The organism is Aeromonas sp. S41-2 (genome assembly GCF_027705845.1).
Classification (GTDB): Bacteria; Pseudomonadota; Gammaproteobacteria; order Enterobacterales; family Aeromonadaceae; genus Aeromonas; species Aeromonas hydrophila.
The window spans coordinates 443,194-460,240 of the sequence record NZ_JAPDCG010000003.1 but is presented as its reverse complement, the minus strand read 5'-3'; the positions used below and the strand labels follow the sequence as shown (position 1 = coordinate 460,240).

Below are 17,047 nucleotides of genomic sequence, written 5' to 3'. Positions count from 1 at the left end.
AAACGGTCAATAACTGGCATAGTGCTTGAATAGGTGGGCAGGGGATGCCCGCCCGCGTCAGAACAGGTAATTGAGCTGCAGACCGGCCAGCCAGGCGTCCCCTTCCGAGGTGCCCTGGAAGGTGGAGGTGGTCTGCGGGATGCCGGGTTTGAGCTGCATGGTCTCGCTCACGTCCACCATCTTGCCGTCGATCAGCGTCACCCCCAGATCCAGCGAGAGGTTGCGATCGATCTGATAACCCACCCCGGCGCTGTACCAGACCCGATCCGAGTCGGGGATGGAGATGGTGCGGCGATCCGCCGGGACCGGGCTGCGGTCATAGGCAAGACCGGAGCGCAGCTGCCATTGCGGCGCCAGCTGGTAGGTCAGGCCCAGCGCGTAGCGCCAGCTGTCTTCCCAGTGCTCGTCCTTGATGTGCATGACACCGTGGTGATCGAGCTCGGATTCCAGCTGCACGAACTTGCTCCAGTTGGTCCAGTTGATGCTCGAATGCAGTGCCAGCGCCGGCGTCAGCTGATGGAACAGGGCCAGCTCGGCGGTGGCGGGCAGCGGCAGATCCAGGCTGCCGGTATCGGTGAAGGGCTGCCCGTTCTGATCGATGCCGATGGCGTCGCCGGAGAGCTTCAGGGTGACGTCGTGGCGGTAGGAGAGGCCGATGCGGGTCGCCTCCGACAGCTCCAGCAGGGTGCCCAGGTTCCAACCCATGGCCCAGCCATCCCCTTTCAGGTGCTTGGCGATCTGGTTGTTGGACGGGAAGGTGCCACCCACTTCCCCTTCGCCCTGAATGGCGGAGAGGCCGGCGCCGACGGACCAGACGCGGTTGACGCGGTAGGCCAGCGACGCCCCCAGATCCACGGTCTTGATGTCGGAGACATTGCCGAAGTGGCCGGCGTTGTAGTTGTCCGGCATCTTGACGCCGAGCCCGTAATAGGAGGTGGCAGCCAGCCCCAGGCGCCACTGGTCGTTGAGCGGCACTATGAGGTAGGCGTTGGGCACCCAGGCATCATCGGCGATGTCGTGGGCCGCCGCATCCAGGCTGACCGGCCCCTTGGGGGTCGGCACCCGGGTGGTGCCCTCGATGTTGACGTCGGGGTGCACATAGATGAAGCCACCGGAGAAGGCCATGGTATCGAAACGGGTCATGGCGGCGGCGTTGCGGGAGAGCACGCTGGCATTGTCGGCGATGGCGGCTTCGCCGGCGAAGGCGCGGCCCATGCCGGTGGCGGATTGCTCGGCCAGCTGAAAACCTGCCGCCTGGGCCTGGCTCGACAGCACCAGCAGGGCGATGAGAGACGGCTTCATGATGGAGTGCATTGCATTGTCCTTGAAAATGAACTTGGAGTTCGAACGTTCTTATGGTTGGAGGCAGGATTTTATATGGTATGACCAGTAAGGCAACGGGCGTGGGGGCAAGGGGATGAAAACGGGATTAAATGCTGGGGGATGTGCTGCTAATAGCTTGATAAAAAAAGAAAAGCGTACAGTTGTTTACTACAGATGTACGCTGAAACATGAATTTGGAATAAAAAAAGAGCGCCCGCAGGCGCTCTGGTCAATTCGCTGATTATCAGAACTTCATGTTGAACTGAGCGGAAGCGAGGAAGGCGTTGCCGTGGGAGGTGCCTTTCCAGCGCAGCGCTTCGTTGCTTTCGACCAGCTTCTCGTTGACGTCCACTTTCTTGCCGTCCAGATAGGCCATGCCGAAGTCGACGCTCATGTCCTTGTCGATGTGGTAGGTGGCGCCAGCGCTATACCATACGCGGTCGGAATCCGGGATGCTCAGGCTGCGGTATTCCGGCTCGATCGGGGTATTGTCGTAGGCAAAGCCGATACGGGCTTCCCAGGACGGGTTGACGTACCAGGTACCGCCCAGAGAGTAACGGGTGGAGTCCTTGAACTTCTCCGGCTTGTAGAGGCAGACGCCGGCACCGTCGGTGCTGTTGCACTGACCGCTGGTGGCTTTGAGCTCCTGGAAGGCACTCCAGTCGGTCCAGTTGACGGAGTAGTGCACGGCAAACTGCTGGTTCAGACGGTGGTAACCGGCGAACTCGGCCTGGGCCGGCAGATCCAGCGGCAGTTCGCCACCGACGGTCTTGAAGCCGGAAGAGGTGCCCTGATAGTCACCCTTGAACTTCAGGTCTACCTGGGAGCGATAGGTCAGCGCGAAGCGGTTGTTCTCGTTCACTTCATACATGGTGCCCACGTTCCAGCCGTAACCCCAGTCATCACCCTTCAGGTGGCTGACGATGGTGTCCTTGCCGATACCCGGTACGCTGCTCAGCGGCGGCACGGCGGCCAGTACGCCGGCGCGGCGGTTCAGTTCAGCCTTGGCATAGACCAGGTTCAGACCGGCGCCGACGCTGAAGTGCTGGTTGACGCGGTAGGCGATGTTCGGGTTGATGTTGAAGGTGAGCAGTTCGGTGTTGCCGGCAATGGAGCCACCGTTGAAGTTCTCGGTGTACTCGGTCGACAGACCGTAGTTGGAGAACAGGCCGATACCCCAGGCCCACTGGTCGTTCAGCGGCTGGATGAAGTAGGTGGCAGGCACGAAGGCGCTCGGGGCGATGCCGCTTTCGCTGGCACCGGCCATCTTGGCGGAGCCTGCATAGATGTCACCATTTACATCCACGTCCGGCTTGATATAGGTACCGGAAACAGAGAACGCCATCTTGTCAAACTGGGTCATGGCTGCCGGGTTGCGGGACAACACGGAGGCGTTGTCCGCCACGGCGGCTTCCCCTGCATACGCACGACCCAGGCCGGAGGCTGAGTGTTCGTTCAATTGGAACGCGGCGGCGAAGGTTTGGGTACTGGCCAGGGTGACGGCGGCAGCGATCAGGCTCTTTTTGAAAAAGGCAGTTGTCATAGTGTTCTCTCTTGTAGGCAGATTTTCCGTCGGCATCAGGGCTATTTTGCCTCTGTATGTGACAAGATCTGTTGTTATTTCAGCTTCTTCCCATTCAATTCTGGCGTGATTCTATGGATCTGGTAGGAGGTAAGAAATCAGACCAGTGACAGCAGAATACATAAAAGTTTCCAGAGTGTTAATCATTTGTTTGAATTCGCCGCTTAAATAGTCTCTTTTACCATTAATTGGATAAAAAACACTCACATGCAGCGATCTGCATCACAAAAATATTTTTGGGTATTTGCAGGGAATGAGTGGCGAATAGGGGAGAATCGTGACGGGAAAGGAGATAAACGGGCAGCCAACCTGATTGGTCTGCCCGTTGGCTTGACCCGGTTCGAGGCGAGTCAAGATTGGGTTAATGCCTGTTAAATTGACCAGTGCAGCCGGGATTCCAGCTGCTCTGCCACCGGCGCCAGCGGCTCCTCCATCTCGCCGATCAGCACCATGTTGGCCCCCTTGAGTTGCAGGATCTCGCCCTTGAGCTGGCCATCTTCAAAGGTGGGCTGCAGGGTGAGTGGCACGTGCTTGGGCACCAGGAACAGGGTGACCGGGCCCATCTTGCCCTGCAATACCATGTGCAGCGCCGGCCCCTGATAGAAGGAGCAGTGGTTGACATAGGTGATCTTCAGCCCCTGCATGCCCATCAAGGTCGCGCCATATTTCTCCATCTTGGCGTTGATGGTGCGCAGGCTCACCTGCTCGTCCACATCCTTGATGAAGGGCTCTTCACCATAGACGTGGGCCATGGCGACCTGGGCCAGCGAGAGCTCGTCGGGAGCGGCCAGCGGCCAGCTCAGCCAGCGAGTGCTCATGCCGAGCAGAAAAGCAACCGAGGCCGCCATCGCCAGCGCACGCCAGTTGCTGCGCGGGCGCACCGGCAGGGGAACCACCTGTTCCTGATCAGCTTCCAGCGCCTGTCTGAGCAGGATGCGCTCGGCCAGCCCAGCCGGGACCTCGACCTCCATGGCTCGCTGCAGGCTGCGATCGAGCTGCTTCATCTCGTCCAGATGCTTGCGGTTGGCGGGGGAGCGCTGGGCCTGCTCGAGAAAGGCGGGATCCTGCTCATGTGGATGGGCTATGGCCCGACGGCGAAATTCCAGCTCATCCATTGGTGTGTCCTCTCTGTTGGGTCGTTGACTCCATGGCCTCTTTTATCTGGTTGCGGGCCCGAAACAGGCGAGTCATGACGGTGTTCTTGTTGAGCCCCAGCTGGGCGGCGATCTCGTCGCCGCTAAAGCCCCCCAGCACCTGCAGCAGCAGGGGTTCCTGATATTCGGCCGGCAGGCGGGCGATGTGGCGTCTGAGCCACTCGTTCTCCATCTCCTGCTCGCTGTGCAGTGCCTCCTGATCGCTCTGGGGATGCTCGTCGAGATCGACGAGGTCAAACTGCTTGCGCTCGAACCGGCGTGCATTTTCCCGCCGCAGTATGGTGATGAGCCAGGCCTTGGCGGCCTTGTCGTCGAGCAGGGAGTCGATGCTCTTCCAGGCGCGCAGAAAGGTCTCCTGCACCAGATCTTCCGCCACTTGCGGATCCCGGCACAGCCAGTAGGCGTAGCGGTAGATGTCCCCGTGCAGGGCATGTACCAAGGCTTCGTATTTGGTTTGTTTGTCTGCCATGCCTCCATAGACCGGGGAGGTCGTGGGATCCTTTCCGACCGTGGCACCTTTTTTTCTGAAAAAACCTAAAGCCATCGCTGGGCTTCCTTATTTGAATGAAGGCCAGGATCAACCGATCCTGGCCAGTTGCCTGAGGCCATAGGCTATCGCAAAAGTTTCGTGGCCGCATAGGGCGCTGGCAAAGTCCGCCCAGGTTTGCGGGTGGTTCTCAGTAGGGGATACGGTAGCGAAGCAGGCGCGCTCCAGGGCGGCAAAGTGGGGCACCAGGGCGGGATCGTGGCGACAGGGCAGGGCATCGAGGCGGGGATGGGGCAGTGACCAGCGCAGGCGGGCCCACGCCAGCAAGCGGGCCCGGGCCTGCTCGGCATCGGCCCGACACAGTGCCTGTTGCAGGCGATAGAAGGCGTGCCAGCGCGGCCCGTGGCGCCAGCAGGCCCGCAGCAGCAGAGCCCAGATGACCCACCGCAGGCTCTCGTCATTCGGCCCATCCTGCGCCGGCGGCGCCTGCGTGCTTGCGGCGATGTGCAGGGGCGTGGCGGGCAGCCGAGCGTATTCGATGCGCCCGCGCTGGGTGTTGAACCAGGCCAGCTCGATGGCGGGCAGCAGGTAGTCACCGGGTTCGTCCACGGTCAAAGCCTGGCGCCACTCGCGCTCGAAGCGCAGCGTCCCCTTGGCGAGATAGCGCTCCTGCTGCTGCTCCCCATCCGGCCTGGCCCTGATGCCAGCGGGCAGGCCGGATGAGCCGAGCAGGCGTGCCAGATTGAGGCGGCTGCCATCCCCCCCCTCCAGCGTGAGGGTCAGGGTGCGGATCACCGGCTCACCCGCTCTGGCCGCCGTCGGCGGATCCAGCCGCTGGCTCAGGGTGAGCTGGCTCGCCACCGGTTGCAGCGGGGGCGCATCGATCTGCACGAACAGGGTGGCCGCCCGGGCCGAGAGCGGGTCACTGCCACCGTCATCTTGCGGCAAACGCCCCTGAAAGCGGGGGGACTCCAGCGGATGGCGCCCCGCTTCTTTGGCCTGCAGCAGCCAGCTGCGGGTCAGGCGGCCGGGCAGGCCGGGACTTGCCGGTGGTTGCCACTGATCGTTGCCGAGGCGGCGAATGGTGAAGGCATCGCTGGCCGGCTCGGTGAGGTTGGGGGCCTCCATGTTGGCCGGTAGCCAGAGGCTGAGCTGATAGACAAACGGCTGGCCGGGGTAGAGCGGCCCCTGCTGCAGCACCCGGGCCTGCAGTTCGATGGGGGAAATGGCAGGCGCTGGCGCCAGGTTGCCGGCTTCGCTGCGTGGCGGAAAGGGGATGGACGGAGTCTGCTCCGCCCCCAGTGGCAGGGCTGGCACCTGCTGCGGGCTGGTATCCAGCAGGTGCAGGGGGATCTGCCAGCGGGTCAGGCTCTGCTGCGGGGCGCTGACCCGGCTCATGGTCACCTTGCCCACCGCGAACTGACGCAGCAGGGGGGTGATGGCAAGCTCACTGCTCTGGCGCTCGCCGTCCGCTTCGATGATCAGCAACCAGTCGCGGCGATCTGCTCCCGGCAGCAGCTCGGCCCGGGGCGGGGCGGCAAAAACCTGCGCCGTCATCAGCCAGAGCAGCAACAGGCACAGGGCATGGCAAGGGGCGAAGAGGCGGCTCACCAGGGATCCTCTCCTTTCAAGGTGCCAGGGGCGAGGCTGCGGTTGGCCTCCTGCTGGCGCCTGCGTTGATCTTCCTTGCGCAGCCGCTGCTCCAGCAGCAGGACGGGAGGCGACGGAGGCAGGGGAGCGTCCGGGGTGGCGGCCTGCTCTGGGGCATCGATGGGCTTGGGATCCTGCGCCTGTGGGGTTGCCTCGGGCGGCTGGGCGCGCAGCAAGGTCAGGTTGTAGCGCGCATCCTGATGGCCCGGCTCCAGCGCCAGCGCCGCCAGATAGGCCTGCTCGGCCGCTGCCAACTGACCGAGTTGCACCAGGGCATTGCCCCGGTTGTAGTGGGCAGTGGCCGTGCTGGCCCGGCCATAGGCGGCGGCCGCCTTGGCGTAGTCGCCAGCCCGATACCAGGCATTGCCCTGCCAGACGGGATCCGCAAAGGCGCGGGCGGCCTCCTGATAGCGCTTTTGCAAGAAGGCTTGCCAGGCCTGATTGTCATGGGCAGCAGGCGGGATGGCCGTTGGCGCCGGGCTGGCCTGCAGAGAGGGTGGCGTCAGCAAGAGCGTCCCCACCAGCACCAGCCAGAGGGTGCCGATACGGGCCAGCAGGGCCAGCGGCAGCAGGGGCAGCAGCAGCCAGGGGCCGAGATCCATGGCCTGGTGGGCACCTGTGGTCTGGCTCATGAGCAGGGGGGCAAAGCGTGGCGCCCCCTGTTGCAGCCACTGCAGTTGACCGCCGAGATCGCCAGTCAACTGTTGCAGGGTAACCACATCGGGTGCCGGCAGGGCACGGCCGAAGCCACCGCCTATGGTGGCGGGCAGGCGACTGGCCTGGCCGCTGTTGACCAGCAAGACGTCGAGGCGTGCCTGCACCTGGGCGTGGCAAAAGAGGCTGCCTTGGCAGGGCCACCCCGCCTTGATCCGCTCGGCCTGACGGGCGGTCAAGTCGTCGGTGATCAGCAGCAGGCGGGCCTGCTGGCCGGCGGGGATCTGCTTGAGCGCCAGCGCTACCGCACGCTCGGGCGCGCTGCCTTGCCTTGGCATGATGGCCGGGCGCAGGTCGGGCAGCAGCAGGGCGAGGGCCTGGTGATCCCGGGTCGGCGGCATGGCGAGGTAGGCATCCCCGGCAAACAGGATGAGGGCGATGGGATGGGCCGCTTCCTGTTGCGCTCGGTCAGCCAGCAGATCCTGCAGCAACACCCGCACCCGAGTGGCTCGATCCGGCAGCAGATCGGTGGCCAGCATGGAGCGGGAGAGATCCAGCAGCCAGATGTCGAGGGCCGGGCTTGGAGTGCTCTGACTCTGCTGGCGCAGGGCCGGGCCGCTCAAGGCCAGGATCAGCGGCAGGCAGGCCAGCCAGAGCCAGGGAAAGTGGCGCCGCTGCCCCGGCAGCAGATAGGCCTGCATGGCGGGGGCCAGCAGCGGGGCCTGGCGACGACGGCGCCATCCCTGCCACAGCCAGGGCAGCAGGGCCAGCAACCAGAGCGGGCGCAGCAGGGTGAGCTCCATCATGGAGCGCCTCGAGACGGGCTGTCAGGCAGTGCGGTTTTGCGGCTCAGCCGCGCCGGCCAGCGCAACCGGGCAGGCCAGCTCAGCAGCAGCCAGGCCAACGCCAGCGGCCAGGGGTAGAGCTCCTGATTGGGGCGATAGCGGGTCTGCGCGGTGGCGACGGGCTCCAGGGTATCCAGCGCCTGATTGATGGCCTCGAGATCCCCCTGGGTGCGCGCCCGGAAGTAACGGCCATGGCCCACCTCGGCCAGCTGTTGCAAGAGGGATTCGTCGAGCTCGGCACTGGGGTCGCTCTGGGCCGGGGCCTGTGAGGGGGTCATCGCCTCGGCAAAGGTATCCGGATCGGCGCCCACCCCCAGGGTATAGAGGCGAATGCCTGCGGCGGCGGCCTGCTTGGCCTCGCGCAGGGGATCGGCGCTGCCTGCGGTATTGCGCCCGTCGGTGACCAGCAACAGGGCAGTAGAGCGTTCGGGGGCCTTGTGCTGGCGCGCAAGCAGGATGGCCTCGCCTAGGGCGGTGGTGCGTCCCACCAGCTCGAAATCGAGCTCGCGGGTCAGACCGAGCAAGGCGTTGGTCTCCTGGGTCAGGGGGGAGAGCAGGTAGGCGTGATCGGCGAACACGATGAGGGCGATACGATCGCCGGGGCGGGCGGCAATGAGCCTCTCTATCTGCTGGCGCACCGCGCTGAGCCGGTCTTTTTGCTCCCCTTCATCCAGCATGTCCTGGGTGCGCATGCTGTCGGAAAGATCCACCGCCAGGATGAGATCCCGGCTGCTCTGGTAGCTCACCTGAGGCGGTTCTTGCCACTGGGGGCGGCAGAGCGCCAGCACCAGGGCGCACCAGCACAGCGCCATTCGCCACAGGGGCTGGCCGGCATGGGGGCGCAGCAAGGGAAAGCCGGCATGGGTCAATACGCCAGGATCATGTGCGCCGCGGGGGCGGGGCGGCAGACCAAAGCGCACCAGCAGCGGCAGCACCAGCGCCAGGGCAAACCAGGGCCAGGCGAGGATCATGGCCGTCTCCCGGCGTGCGCATTGCTGGTGCGAGTTCGCCCCCGCCGCCAGCGAGTGCGCAGGTCCAGCAACCAGGCTGGCGGGCAGATGCAGCTGCGTCCCCAGGCGAGGTAGGCCTGGCGCAGCGCCTGGCGCTGCTGCGCATCCGGGCTTTGACCACCGTAGAGCCAGGCAGACCAGTGCGGGGCCAGCTCGCGAAAGCGGCTGCCCCCCAGAGCATCGAGCTCCAGAGAATCAAGAAAGACGAGCCAGGGCGCGCCTTGCAGTACGGCCGCCTCGGGCCAGCGGGGCAGTACGGCCTCGCGCAACACGGCTTGCAGTTGGGGCACCAGATCGGGGGCCTGCCAGTCGAGCTGTCGCCGCCAGCGGCGATAACGCAGCAGGCTCTGCACGCCAAGGATGATCATGGCGCCGACCAGCAGCGCGATCAGCAGCCACCACCAGCCCAGCAGGCGGGGATCAGAGGCCAGTTGCAGCGGCGGGCCTGGGTGAATGTCGCGCAGCTGCGCCGCCAGCGGCGAGGTGGGGACGCTGCTGCCCGGCACGGCGTTGGCAAGCCAGTTCAGAATTGGCGGCATGCCCCCTCCTGCCACTGGCGTTGCAGCGGCTGGCCGTTGTCGAGCCGGTAGAGGCGCTGCACCAGCGGCAGCAGTTGCTGATGGTTCTGGCGGGCCAGCTGCTCGGCAGCCTCTTGATAACGCAAGGCGAACCCCGGTTCGCCGGCCTCGAGCCAGCCGCTCTGCTGGCCGGCGCGCACCGCCAGGCGGCCCTGGGCGGGCAGGGCTGCCTCCAGCGGATCCAGAATTTGCCAGCAATGCAGGTCGTGGCGCCGGCCGAGCAGTTGCAACTGGCGGCAGAGCGCCTCATCGAGGGGACTGTGATCGGTGATGAGAGTCAGTCTGGCACCGTGGGGCAGGTTGAGCCGGGCCAGAGTATGGGCGAGGGCGTGGGGGGGCGGCGTGCGCGCCAACCCCAGCCGGTAGTGGTGGCAGAGGGCCTCCAGCAAGGGCACCAGGGGACCGCGCTGGTGTTGCAGATGCGGCTCCACACCGTGGCAGATCAGGGTGTTGGCCTGCTTTTCACCTTGCCATAGCAGGGCGGCGGCCAGCTCGCAGCCCAGGCGCGCCTTGAGCTGGTGGCAAGAGCCAAAGTACATGGCCGGAGAGAGATCGAGCAGCAGCCAGTGGGCCTGATCCTGCTCTTCGCTGTAGAGCCGGGTATAGGGGCGACCAAGACGGGCGGTTACCCGCCAGTCGATGTGGCGTACCTCGTCGCCGGCCTGATAGGCGCGCAGCTCGCGAAAGGTGAGCCCCGGCGTGCGGCCAAGCCGCCCCTGCGCCACCGGTTGAATGCGCGAGCGCGGCCCCTGCCGGGCCCACAGCCTGATTGCCAGCAGTCTGGCGAGCGGCAGGACGATATCGGGATGGGTGAGGGGATCGGCGGCGTGCGTCATGGCAGCAGGGCCCGCACAGAGGAAACGAACGGGCTCAGGGGCATGGGATCGCGTCCAGCAGCAGGGTGATGAGCGCCTCGTTGTCGAGGTTGTCCGCCAGTGCCTGATAACTGGGAATGAGACGATGGCGCAGCACGGCTGGCGCCAGCTGTTGAATGTCTTCGGGCAGCACGAAATCCCGTCCGGCCAGCCAGGCCCTGGCGCGAGCCGCTCTGGCCAGACCTATGCTGGCCCTGGGGCTGGCGCCCACCGCGACCAGGGGTTCGAGTTCCGGACACAGGCCGCTGCCCGGCCGGGTGGCGCAGACCAGTTGCACCAGATAGTGCTCGAGGCGCCCCTGCATCTGCACCGCCTGCACCGCGCTGCGGGCCGCCAGCAGATCGGCCTGGCTCAGGGTGAGCGGCGGTGTTGGCAGGGTGTCGCCGCGGGCGTTTAACTGGAGGATGGCCAGTTCCATGGCGGGGCTCGGGTAGTCCACCAGCAGCTTGAGCAAGAAGCGATCGAGCTGGGCCTCCGGCAGGGGATAGGTCCCCTCCTGTTCTATGGGGTTTTGCGTGGCGGCCACCATAAAGAGGGGCGGCAGGCGCCAGCTCTTCTTGCCCACTGTGATCTGATGCTCGGCCATCGCCTCCAAGAGGGCGGACTGTACCTTGGCCGGCGCCCGGTTGATCTCGTCCGCCAGCACCAGGTGGTTGAAGAGGGGGCCGGGCTGAAACACGAAGCTGGCATCCTGGGGATGAAATACTTCGCTGCCGGTGAGATCGGCAGGCAGCAGGTCGGGGGTGAACTGGATGCGGGCAAAGCGCCCCTCCACCGCGCCTGCCAGTGCCTTGACGGCCCGGGTCTTGGCAAGACCGGGGGCGCCCTCGATCAACACATGTCCTTCACATAACAGGGCGATCAACAGCCCCTCGATGAGGGGGCCCTGTCCCAGAATTTGACTACCCAGATAGTCCCCAAGCGCTCTGAACTCGGCCGCTGCCATGCAATAAACCCGTTGTTTTCATAGAAGTTGATCTTTTTATACTCCAGTTGGCGCACAAGGGCGAGGGAGGGGGCCAAGATGGCGGCAATTTAGTTTCAATCAGCCGTATGAAATTTGTGAGTGGATTGTTAAGATGTGGCGCAATGAGGTCAGACCTCTCCCTTTAGTCTTCTCGTTTAACCAAGGAGCCAGGATGAAAGAGCCATTGAAACTGACGACTCGCCAGGGCGAACGGATTGCCGTCGTGGCGGGTTTGCGCACTCCCTTTGCCAAGCAGGCCACCGCCTTTCACGGCGTGCCTGCGGTGGATCTGGGCAAACTGGTGGTGAGCGAGATGCTCGCTCGCACCGATCTCGACCCCAAGCTCATCGACCAGCTGGTGTTCGGCCAGGTGGTACAGATGCCGGAAGCCCCCAACATCGCCCGCGAGATCGTGCTCGGCACCGGCATGAGCGTTAGCACCGATGCCTATAGCGTGTCGCGTGCCTGCGCCACCAGTTTCCAGGCCGTCGCCAACGTCACCGAATCCATCATGGCCGGCACGGTGGATATCGCCATCGCCGGCGGCGCCGACTCCTCCTCCGTGCTGCCCATCGGGGTGAGCAAGAAGCTGGCCCGCGCCCTGGTGGATCTCAACAAGGCGCGCAATCTGCAGCAGCGTTTCAATATCCTGCGCCAGTTGCGGGTCAAGGATCTGCTGCCGGTGCCGCCCGCCGTGGCCGAGTACTCCACCGGCCTCTCCATGGGGCAGACCGCCGAGCAGATGGCCAAGAGCCACCAGATCAGCCGCGAGGCGCAAGATGCGCTGGCGCACCGCTCCCACACCCTGGCCGCGCAGGCCTGGGCCGATGGCAAGTTGAGTGGCGAGGTGTTTACCGCCCACGTGCCTCCCTACAAGGCGCCGCTGGAGCGAGACAACAACATCCGCGAGAGCTCTGATCTGGCGAGCTACGCCAAGCTCAAGCCGGTGTTTGACCGGGTGCACGGCTCCGTCACCGCCGCCAACGCCACCCCGCTCACCGACGGCGCCGCCGCCGTGCTGCTGATGCGCGAAGGGCGGGCCCGCGAGCTTGGCCTCGAGCCGCTCGGTTATATCCGCAGTTTCGCGTTTTCTGCCATCGACGTGTGGCAGGACATGCTGATGGGCCCCTCCTACGCCACCCCGCTGGCGCTGGACCGTGCCGGCATCACGCTGGCCGACCTGACTCTGATCGACATGCACGAGGCTTTTGCCGCCCAGACCCTGGCCAACCTCAAGATGTTTGCCAGCAAAGAGTTTGCCCAGAGCAAGCTGGGTCGCGATCAGGCCATCGGCGAGGTGGACATGGACAAATTCAACGTCCTCGGTGGCTCGCTGGCCTTTGGTCACCCCTTTGCCGCAACCGGTGCGCGGATGATCACCCAGACCCTGCACGAGCTGCGGCGCCGGGGTGGGGGATTGGGGCTTAACACCGCCTGTGCGGCGGGTGGTCTCGGCGTGGCCATGGTGTTGGAGGTAGAGTGATGAGCGAGAAGACTTTTTCCCTGGCGGTGCGCCAGGATGGCATCGGCATTCTCACCATGGATGTGCCGGGCGAGAGCATGAATACCCTGAAAGCCGCCTTCGTGGAAGAGATCCGCGCGGTGCTGGCCGAGGTGAAAGCCAATAAAGAGCTGATCGGCCTGGTGGTGGTCTCCGGCAAGAAGGACTCCTTCATCGCCGGCGCCGACATCAGCATGCTGGCGGCCTGTACCAGCGCCAAGGATGCCGAGACGCTGTCGCGCGAAGGGCAGGTGATCTTCGCCGAGATCGAGTCGCTGCCCATTCCGGTGATCGCCGCCATTCACGGCCCCTGCCTCGGCGGCGGGCTGGAGCTGGCACTGGCCTGTCATGGCCGGGTGGTCACCGATCACGGCAAGACGGTGCTCGGCCTGCCCGAGGTGCAACTGGGCTTGTTGCCGGGCTCCGGCGGGACCCAGCGTCTGCCGCGCCTCATCGGGGTGGCCAAGGCGCTCGACCTGATGCTGACCGGCAAGCAGGTGCGGGCCAAGCAGGCCAAGAAACTGGGGCTGGTGGACGACGTGGTGCCGCCCTCCATCCTGCTGGACGCCGCCATCAAGTTGGCCAAGAAGGGCAAGCCCCGTCACGAGCTCAAGCGGGATCTGCAGGGCAAGCTGCTGGAGACCAACAAGCTGGGTCGCAAGGTGCTGTTCGATCAGGCCCGCAAAGGGGTGAAGGCGAAGACCCGCGGCAACTACCCGGCCCCGGATCTGATCCTGGAAGTGGTGCGCATCGGGGTGGAAGAGGGGATGCAGGCCGGCCTTGCCGCCGAATCCCGCCACTTTGGCGAGCTGGTGACGACCAGCGAATCCGCCGCCCTGCGCTCCATCTTCTTTGCCACCACCGAGATGAAGAAGGAGGTCACCTATCAGGGGGCCGAGCCGCGCAAGGTGGGTCATGCCGCGGTGCTGGGCGGCGGTCTGATGGGAGGCGGTATCGCCTTCGTCACCGCCACCAAGGCGGGCGTGCCGGTGCGGATCAAGGACGTGGCCAGCAGCGGCATCGGCAATGCCATGCGCTACAGCTACGACATCCTGGCCAAGAAGCTCAAGCGTCGCCAACTGCTGCGCAGCGAGCTTGAGAAGCAGATGAGCCTGCTGACCGGCACCCTAGACTACTCCGGTTTCCACCGGGTCGACATGGTGGTGGAGGCGGTGTTCGAAGATCTTTCCCTCAAGCACCAGATGGTGAAGGACGTGGAGCGCGAGTGCGGCGAGCACACCGTGTTTGCCTCCAACACCTCCTCTTTGCCTATCCACCAGATCGCCTCCGCGGCGGCGCACCCGGAGCGGGTGGTGGGGCTGCACTACTTCAGCCCGGTGGACAAGATGCCGCTGGCGGAAATCATCCCCCACGCCGGCACCAGTGCCGAGACGGTCGCCACCACCCTGGCGTTTGCCCGCGCTCAGGGCAAGACCCCCATCGTGGTCAAGGATGAGGCGGGCTTCTACGTCAACCGCATCCTGGCCCCCTACATGAACGAGGCGGCGCGCCTGGTGCTGGAAGGGGAACCGGTGGAGGTGCTGGACGGTGCCCTGCTCGATTTCGGCTTCCCGGTCGGCCCCATCACCTTGCTGGACGAGGTGGGGATCGACGTGGGTGCCAAGATCTCCCCGATCCTCGAAAAAGAGCTGGGGGGCGAGCAGTTCCAGGCCCCGGCGGCCTTTGACAAGCTGCTGCAAAATGATCGCAAGGGGCGCAAGAACGGCAAGGGCTTCTACCTCTACGGCAAGGCGGCCCCGCGCAGCAAGCTCACCGGCAAAGAGGGCAAGAAGACGGTGGACGAGAGCGTCTACGGTGTGCTCGGCATCTCGCCCCAGGCCAAGCTGGCCAAGGCGGAGCTGGCCGAGCGCTGCGTGCTGATGATGCTCAACGAAGCGGCCATGGCGCTGGACAGCGGCGTGGTGGCCTCGGCTCGCGACGGCGACATCGGCGCCATCTTCGGCATCGGCTTCCCACCGTTCCTGGGCGGCCCGTTCCGCTACATGGACAGCCTCGGCATCGAGCACCTGGTGGGGCGCCTTGAGCACTACCAGAAGCGCTATGGCGACCGCTTCGCCCCCTGCGATCGCCTCAAGGCGATGGCGGCGGAGCAGCAGCGCTTCTATTGAGCGTGCGCCGCTCGCGGCAACAGGCCAACCGACAAGGAGGCGACCCCGGGGTCGCCTCCTTCTTTTTGGCGCCGAGATGGGAAATGCGGGGGCAGCAGGCTGACAACTGGTTGAATCCCGTCCATATTTTTCCTCGGCAAGGGATAAATTGTTGATCCAACTCAAACTAGCCCCCTATTTATTACTTTGGTGGCATAGGACTCAGGCGCTGGTTGGGGTCAAATAGCATCATCAGGAACGGGGGGATAACCCCGTCACGAAAGGGACACCCATTTCACTGGATGAAGGACACATAATGAGTCTGCTTGAACAAACCATCTGGACTGTATTGGGATACGGGGCCATGCCCTTTATCTTCCTGAGCGGGTTTGTGGCGGTGGCAGTGACCTGCTGCCTGCTGCTCAATGCCTTCGGGGTCAAGTCCGCCGAGAAGTGATCCGCTTCTTTCGTTCATACCGCCAAATGCCAGTCTTCGGACTGGCATTTGTTTTTTGAGCCTTGGCAGGCAGTTATCTGCGGTCTATGGGCCAAATGTGTGCTGCTTGAGGTCGAACCGGCCGCCGATTTTGATTACACTGGCGCGCAGTTTTTCGTTTCGGCCCGCTTCCCAAGGTATTCAAGGTTTTCTATGGCTCTCAAGGCAACCGTATTCAAGGCTCAGCTCAGCCTGTCCGACATGGATCGCAATCTGTATCAGGACTTCTCTCTCACCCTGGCCCGTCACCCCTCCGAGACCGACGAGCGGATGATGATCCGGCTGGCGGCCTTCGCCTGGCACGCCGCCGAGCGACTGGAGTTCACCAAGGGCCTCTCTGCCGATGACGAGCCGGAACTCTGGCGCAAGAACTATTCCGACGAGATTGAACTCTGGATCGAACTCGGCCAGCCCGACGAGCGCCGTCTCAAGAAGGCGTGCAACCGCTCTCGTCATGTGGTGCTCTACCTCTACGGCGGCCGTGGCACCAGCGTCTGGTGGAAGCAGAACCAGGGCAAACTCGGCCTGCACGACAACCTCACCGTGATTGAGCTCTCCGACAGCCAGACCCTGCCGCTGACCGAGATGGTGGAGCGTACCATGCAGCTCACCTGCACCATCTCCGACGGTCAGCTCTGGGTGAGCAATGGCCGCCAGGAAGTAACCCTGGATCCCGTGCTGCTGATGGGAACCCCCGCCCGCGAACTGTAAAGGACTCGCTCATGTTCAGCGCGCTGCTCAATATCGTCATTCCGGTGTTTGCGGTGGTGGGGCTTGGCGCCCTCTACGGCCGGTTGCGTCCGGGCGGCGCGCTGGGTTACGTCAACCGGGCCAATATCGAGCTGTTTACCCCGGCGCTGGTGTTCTCGGCGCTGGTCAAATACCCGCTGGATCTGATGGCTCACCTGTCGCTCATCGCGGCGGGGGCCCTGGTGATCCTGCTGCCGGGGCTGCTGCTCTCCCTGCTCAGGCTTCGCAGCATCAGCCGACCGGCCCTGATCCTGCCCGCCATGTTTCGCAACACTGGCAACCTCGGCATTCCGCTGATGGTGTTGGCCTTCGGCGAGCAGCAGCTGGGCGCCATCATCATACTGTTCGTGCTCTCCAACCTGCTCCACTTCTCGGTGGGCATGTTCATCCTCTCGGCCAACACCTCCCGCTGGCTCTGGCTGAAAAGCCCTGTGCTGTGGGCCGCCCTGGCGGGCCTGCTGGTGGCCAATCTGCATATACCGCTGCCCGAATACCTGGTGACCAGCGCCTCTCTGCTCGGCCAGATCTCGGTGCCCTTGATGCTGTTTGCCCTCGGCATCCGGCTGATGGAAGGGGAGCTGGATCACCTGGGGCTCGCCCTCAAGTGCAACCTGCTCTATCTGTTGGCCGGCGGCATCTCCCTGGGTCTGGCGGTCTGGCTGCTGCCGCTGCAACCGGCCTGGATCCCGCTGCTGATGCTGTCGGTGGCGCTGCCCCCGGCGGTGCTCAACTACATGCTGTGCGAGCAGTACCAGTGCCAGCCGGAGAAGGTGGCCAGTATCGTACTCGGCGGCAATGCGCTCTCGGTCCTGGTGATCCCGCTGGCAGTCTGGCTGGCCCTGCATCTGGGCAGTTGATCCGGCTGTTCTCACCCGTTTTTGCGCACAGCAGGTGATGTCCGTGGCCTGCTCCTTGGCGTTTCTCTTCCCCAGCCTGCGCCAGCTCTCACTCCGGGGAGTGGGGTGGGTGCAAGTTCCCTTTTCGTGATCCTCGGCGAAGTCGCTGCCATCGAATTGGCATAGTATCTGGCCAGCATGAATCCCACCCGGGGTGGGAGCCAGGGGATT

General features: G+C 64.4%; 15 protein-coding genes. 5 read left to right on the top strand and 10 right to left on the bottom strand.

Annotated elements, in window-relative coordinates:
• Window positions 1-57: 57 nt before the first annotated feature.
• From OKC44_RS09975 to OKC44_RS09930, 10 genes are all read right to left on the bottom strand, one after another.
• Window positions 58-1,314 (bottom strand): OmpP1/FadL family transporter, encoded by a 1,257-nt coding sequence (locus tag OKC44_RS09975; protein WP_270812589.1) that lies wholly within the window; start codon window positions 1,312-1,314, stop codon window positions 58-60.
• A gap of 253 nt (window positions 1,315-1,567) precedes the next feature.
• Window positions 1,568-2,866 (bottom strand): outer membrane protein transport protein, encoded by a 1,299-nt coding sequence (locus tag OKC44_RS09970; protein WP_024945328.1) that lies wholly within the window; start codon window positions 2,864-2,866, stop codon window positions 1,568-1,570.
• 410 nt (window positions 2,867-3,276) lie between these two features.
• Window positions 3,277-4,020, bottom strand: coding sequence for a DUF3379 domain-containing protein (locus OKC44_RS09965; protein WP_101614933.1), 744 nt, complete (start codon window positions 4,018-4,020; stop codon window positions 3,277-3,279).
• On the bottom strand, window positions 4,013-4,603 hold the full coding sequence (locus tag OKC44_RS09960) for a sigma-70 family RNA polymerase sigma factor (RefSeq protein WP_017408325.1): 591 nt from the start codon (window positions 4,601-4,603) through the stop codon (window positions 4,013-4,015). Before OKC44_RS09960 ends, OKC44_RS09965 begins: the two co-directional genes overlap by 8 nt.
• Window positions 4,604-4,636: 33 nt before the next feature.
• Window positions 4,637-6,157, bottom strand: a complete 1,521-nt coding sequence (locus tag OKC44_RS09955) for a hypothetical protein (RefSeq protein ID WP_270812585.1) — start codon at window positions 6,155-6,157, stop codon at window positions 4,637-4,639.
• Window positions 6,154-7,653: a tetratricopeptide repeat protein gene (locus OKC44_RS09950; RefSeq protein WP_270812744.1), complete on the bottom strand. Its 1,500-nt coding sequence runs from the start codon at window positions 7,651-7,653 to the stop codon at window positions 6,154-6,156. Before OKC44_RS09950 ends, OKC44_RS09955 begins: the two co-directional genes overlap by 4 nt.
• Window positions 7,653-8,666, bottom strand: coding sequence for a VWA domain-containing protein (locus OKC44_RS09945; RefSeq protein WP_270812582.1), 1,014 nt, complete (start codon window positions 8,664-8,666; stop codon window positions 7,653-7,655). The genes OKC44_RS09950 and OKC44_RS09945 overlap by 1 nt, the downstream gene beginning before the upstream one ends.
• Window positions 8,663-9,244, bottom strand: a complete 582-nt coding sequence (locus OKC44_RS09940; RefSeq protein WP_270812579.1) for a DUF4381 domain-containing protein — start codon at window positions 9,242-9,244, stop codon at window positions 8,663-8,665. Before OKC44_RS09940 ends, OKC44_RS09945 begins: the two co-directional genes overlap by 4 nt.
• Window positions 9,229-10,119 (bottom strand): DUF58 domain-containing protein, encoded by an 891-nt coding sequence (locus OKC44_RS09935; RefSeq protein ID WP_270812577.1) that lies wholly within the window; start codon window positions 10,117-10,119, stop codon window positions 9,229-9,231. The genes OKC44_RS09940 and OKC44_RS09935 overlap by 16 nt, the downstream gene beginning before the upstream one ends.
• Before the next feature lie 34 nt (window positions 10,120-10,153).
• A complete protein-coding gene (locus OKC44_RS09930) occupies window positions 10,154-11,104 on the bottom strand; it encodes an AAA family ATPase (protein WP_029302946.1) in 951 nt (316 codons plus the stop codon).
• 193 nt (window positions 11,105-11,297) lie between these two features.
• Between OKC44_RS09930 and fadI the strand changes: the two genes are divergently transcribed.
• The 5 genes from fadI to OKC44_RS09905 all read left to right on the top strand — a co-directional run bounded on the left by fadI (window position 11,298) and on the right by OKC44_RS09905 (window position 16,837).
• Window positions 11,298-12,608, top strand: a complete 1,311-nt coding sequence (fadI, locus tag OKC44_RS09925) for an acetyl-CoA C-acyltransferase FadI (RefSeq protein ID WP_024945337.1) — start codon at window positions 11,298-11,300, stop codon at window positions 12,606-12,608.
• The gene (fadJ, locus tag OKC44_RS09920; protein WP_270812573.1) at window positions 12,608-14,755 is read left to right on the top strand and encodes a fatty acid oxidation complex subunit alpha FadJ; all 2,148 of its coding nucleotides are present in this window, start codon (window positions 12,608-12,610) and stop codon (window positions 14,753-14,755) included. The genes fadI and fadJ overlap by 1 nt, the downstream gene beginning before the upstream one ends.
• Before the next feature lie 295 nt (window positions 14,756-15,050).
• On the top strand, window positions 15,051-15,191 hold the full coding sequence (locus OKC44_RS09915) for a TIGR02808 family protein (protein ID WP_005301193.1): 141 nt from the start codon (window positions 15,051-15,053) through the stop codon (window positions 15,189-15,191).
• Window positions 15,192-15,383: 192 nt separating this feature from the next.
• Window positions 15,384-15,941: a YaeQ family protein gene (locus tag OKC44_RS09910; protein WP_016350817.1), complete on the top strand. Its 558-nt coding sequence runs from the start codon at window positions 15,384-15,386 to the stop codon at window positions 15,939-15,941.
• Between the two features lie 11 nt (window positions 15,942-15,952).
• Window positions 15,953-16,837, top strand: a complete 885-nt coding sequence (locus tag OKC44_RS09905) for an AEC family transporter (RefSeq protein ID WP_011706015.1) — start codon at window positions 15,953-15,955, stop codon at window positions 16,835-16,837.
• Window positions 16,838-17,047: the final 210 nt, after the last annotated feature.

What these genes read in the sequence shown, in the direction of transcription:
- OKC44_RS09975 (WP_270812589.1), bottom strand. Translation starts at nt 1,314, where the DNA reads ATGCACTCCATCATGAAGCCGTCTCTCATCGCCCTGCTGGTGCTGTCG.
- OKC44_RS09970 (WP_024945328.1), bottom strand. Translation starts at nt 2,866, where the DNA reads ATGACAACTGCCTTTTTCAAAAAGAGCCTGATCGCTGCCGCCGTCACC.
- OKC44_RS09965 (WP_101614933.1), bottom strand. Translation starts at nt 4,020, where the DNA reads ATGGATGAGCTGGAATTTCGCCGTCGGGCCATAGCCCATCCACATGAG.
- OKC44_RS09960 (WP_017408325.1), bottom strand. Translation starts at nt 4,603, where the DNA reads ATGGCTTTAGGTTTTTTCAGAAAAAAAGGTGCCACGGTCGGAAAGGAT.
- OKC44_RS09950 (WP_270812744.1), bottom strand. Translation starts at nt 7,653, where the DNA reads ATGGAGCTCACCCTGCTGCGCCCGCTCTGGTTGCTGGCCCTGCTGCCC.
- OKC44_RS09945 (WP_270812582.1), bottom strand. Translation starts at nt 8,666, where the DNA reads ATGATCCTCGCCTGGCCCTGGTTTGCCCTGGCGCTGGTGCTGCCGCTG.
- OKC44_RS09940 (WP_270812579.1), bottom strand. Translation starts at nt 9,244, where the DNA reads ATGCCGCCAATTCTGAACTGGCTTGCCAACGCCGTGCCGGGCAGCAGC.
- OKC44_RS09935 (WP_270812577.1), bottom strand. Translation starts at nt 10,119, where the DNA reads ATGACGCACGCCGCCGATCCCCTCACCCATCCCGATATCGTCCTGCCG.
- OKC44_RS09930 (WP_029302946.1), bottom strand. Translation starts at nt 11,104, where the DNA reads ATGGCAGCGGCCGAGTTCAGAGCGCTTGGGGACTATCTGGGTAGTCAA.
- fadI (WP_024945337.1), top strand. Translation starts at nt 11,298, where the DNA reads ATGAAAGAGCCATTGAAACTGACGACTCGCCAGGGCGAACGGATTGCC.
- fadJ (WP_270812573.1), top strand. Translation starts at nt 12,608, where the DNA reads ATGAGCGAGAAGACTTTTTCCCTGGCGGTGCGCCAGGATGGCATCGGC.
- OKC44_RS09915 (WP_005301193.1), top strand. Translation starts at nt 15,051, where the DNA reads ATGAGTCTGCTTGAACAAACCATCTGGACTGTATTGGGATACGGGGCC.
- OKC44_RS09910 (WP_016350817.1), top strand. Translation starts at nt 15,384, where the DNA reads ATGGCTCTCAAGGCAACCGTATTCAAGGCTCAGCTCAGCCTGTCCGAC.
- OKC44_RS09905 (WP_011706015.1), top strand. Translation starts at nt 15,953, where the DNA reads ATGTTCAGCGCGCTGCTCAATATCGTCATTCCGGTGTTTGCGGTGGTG.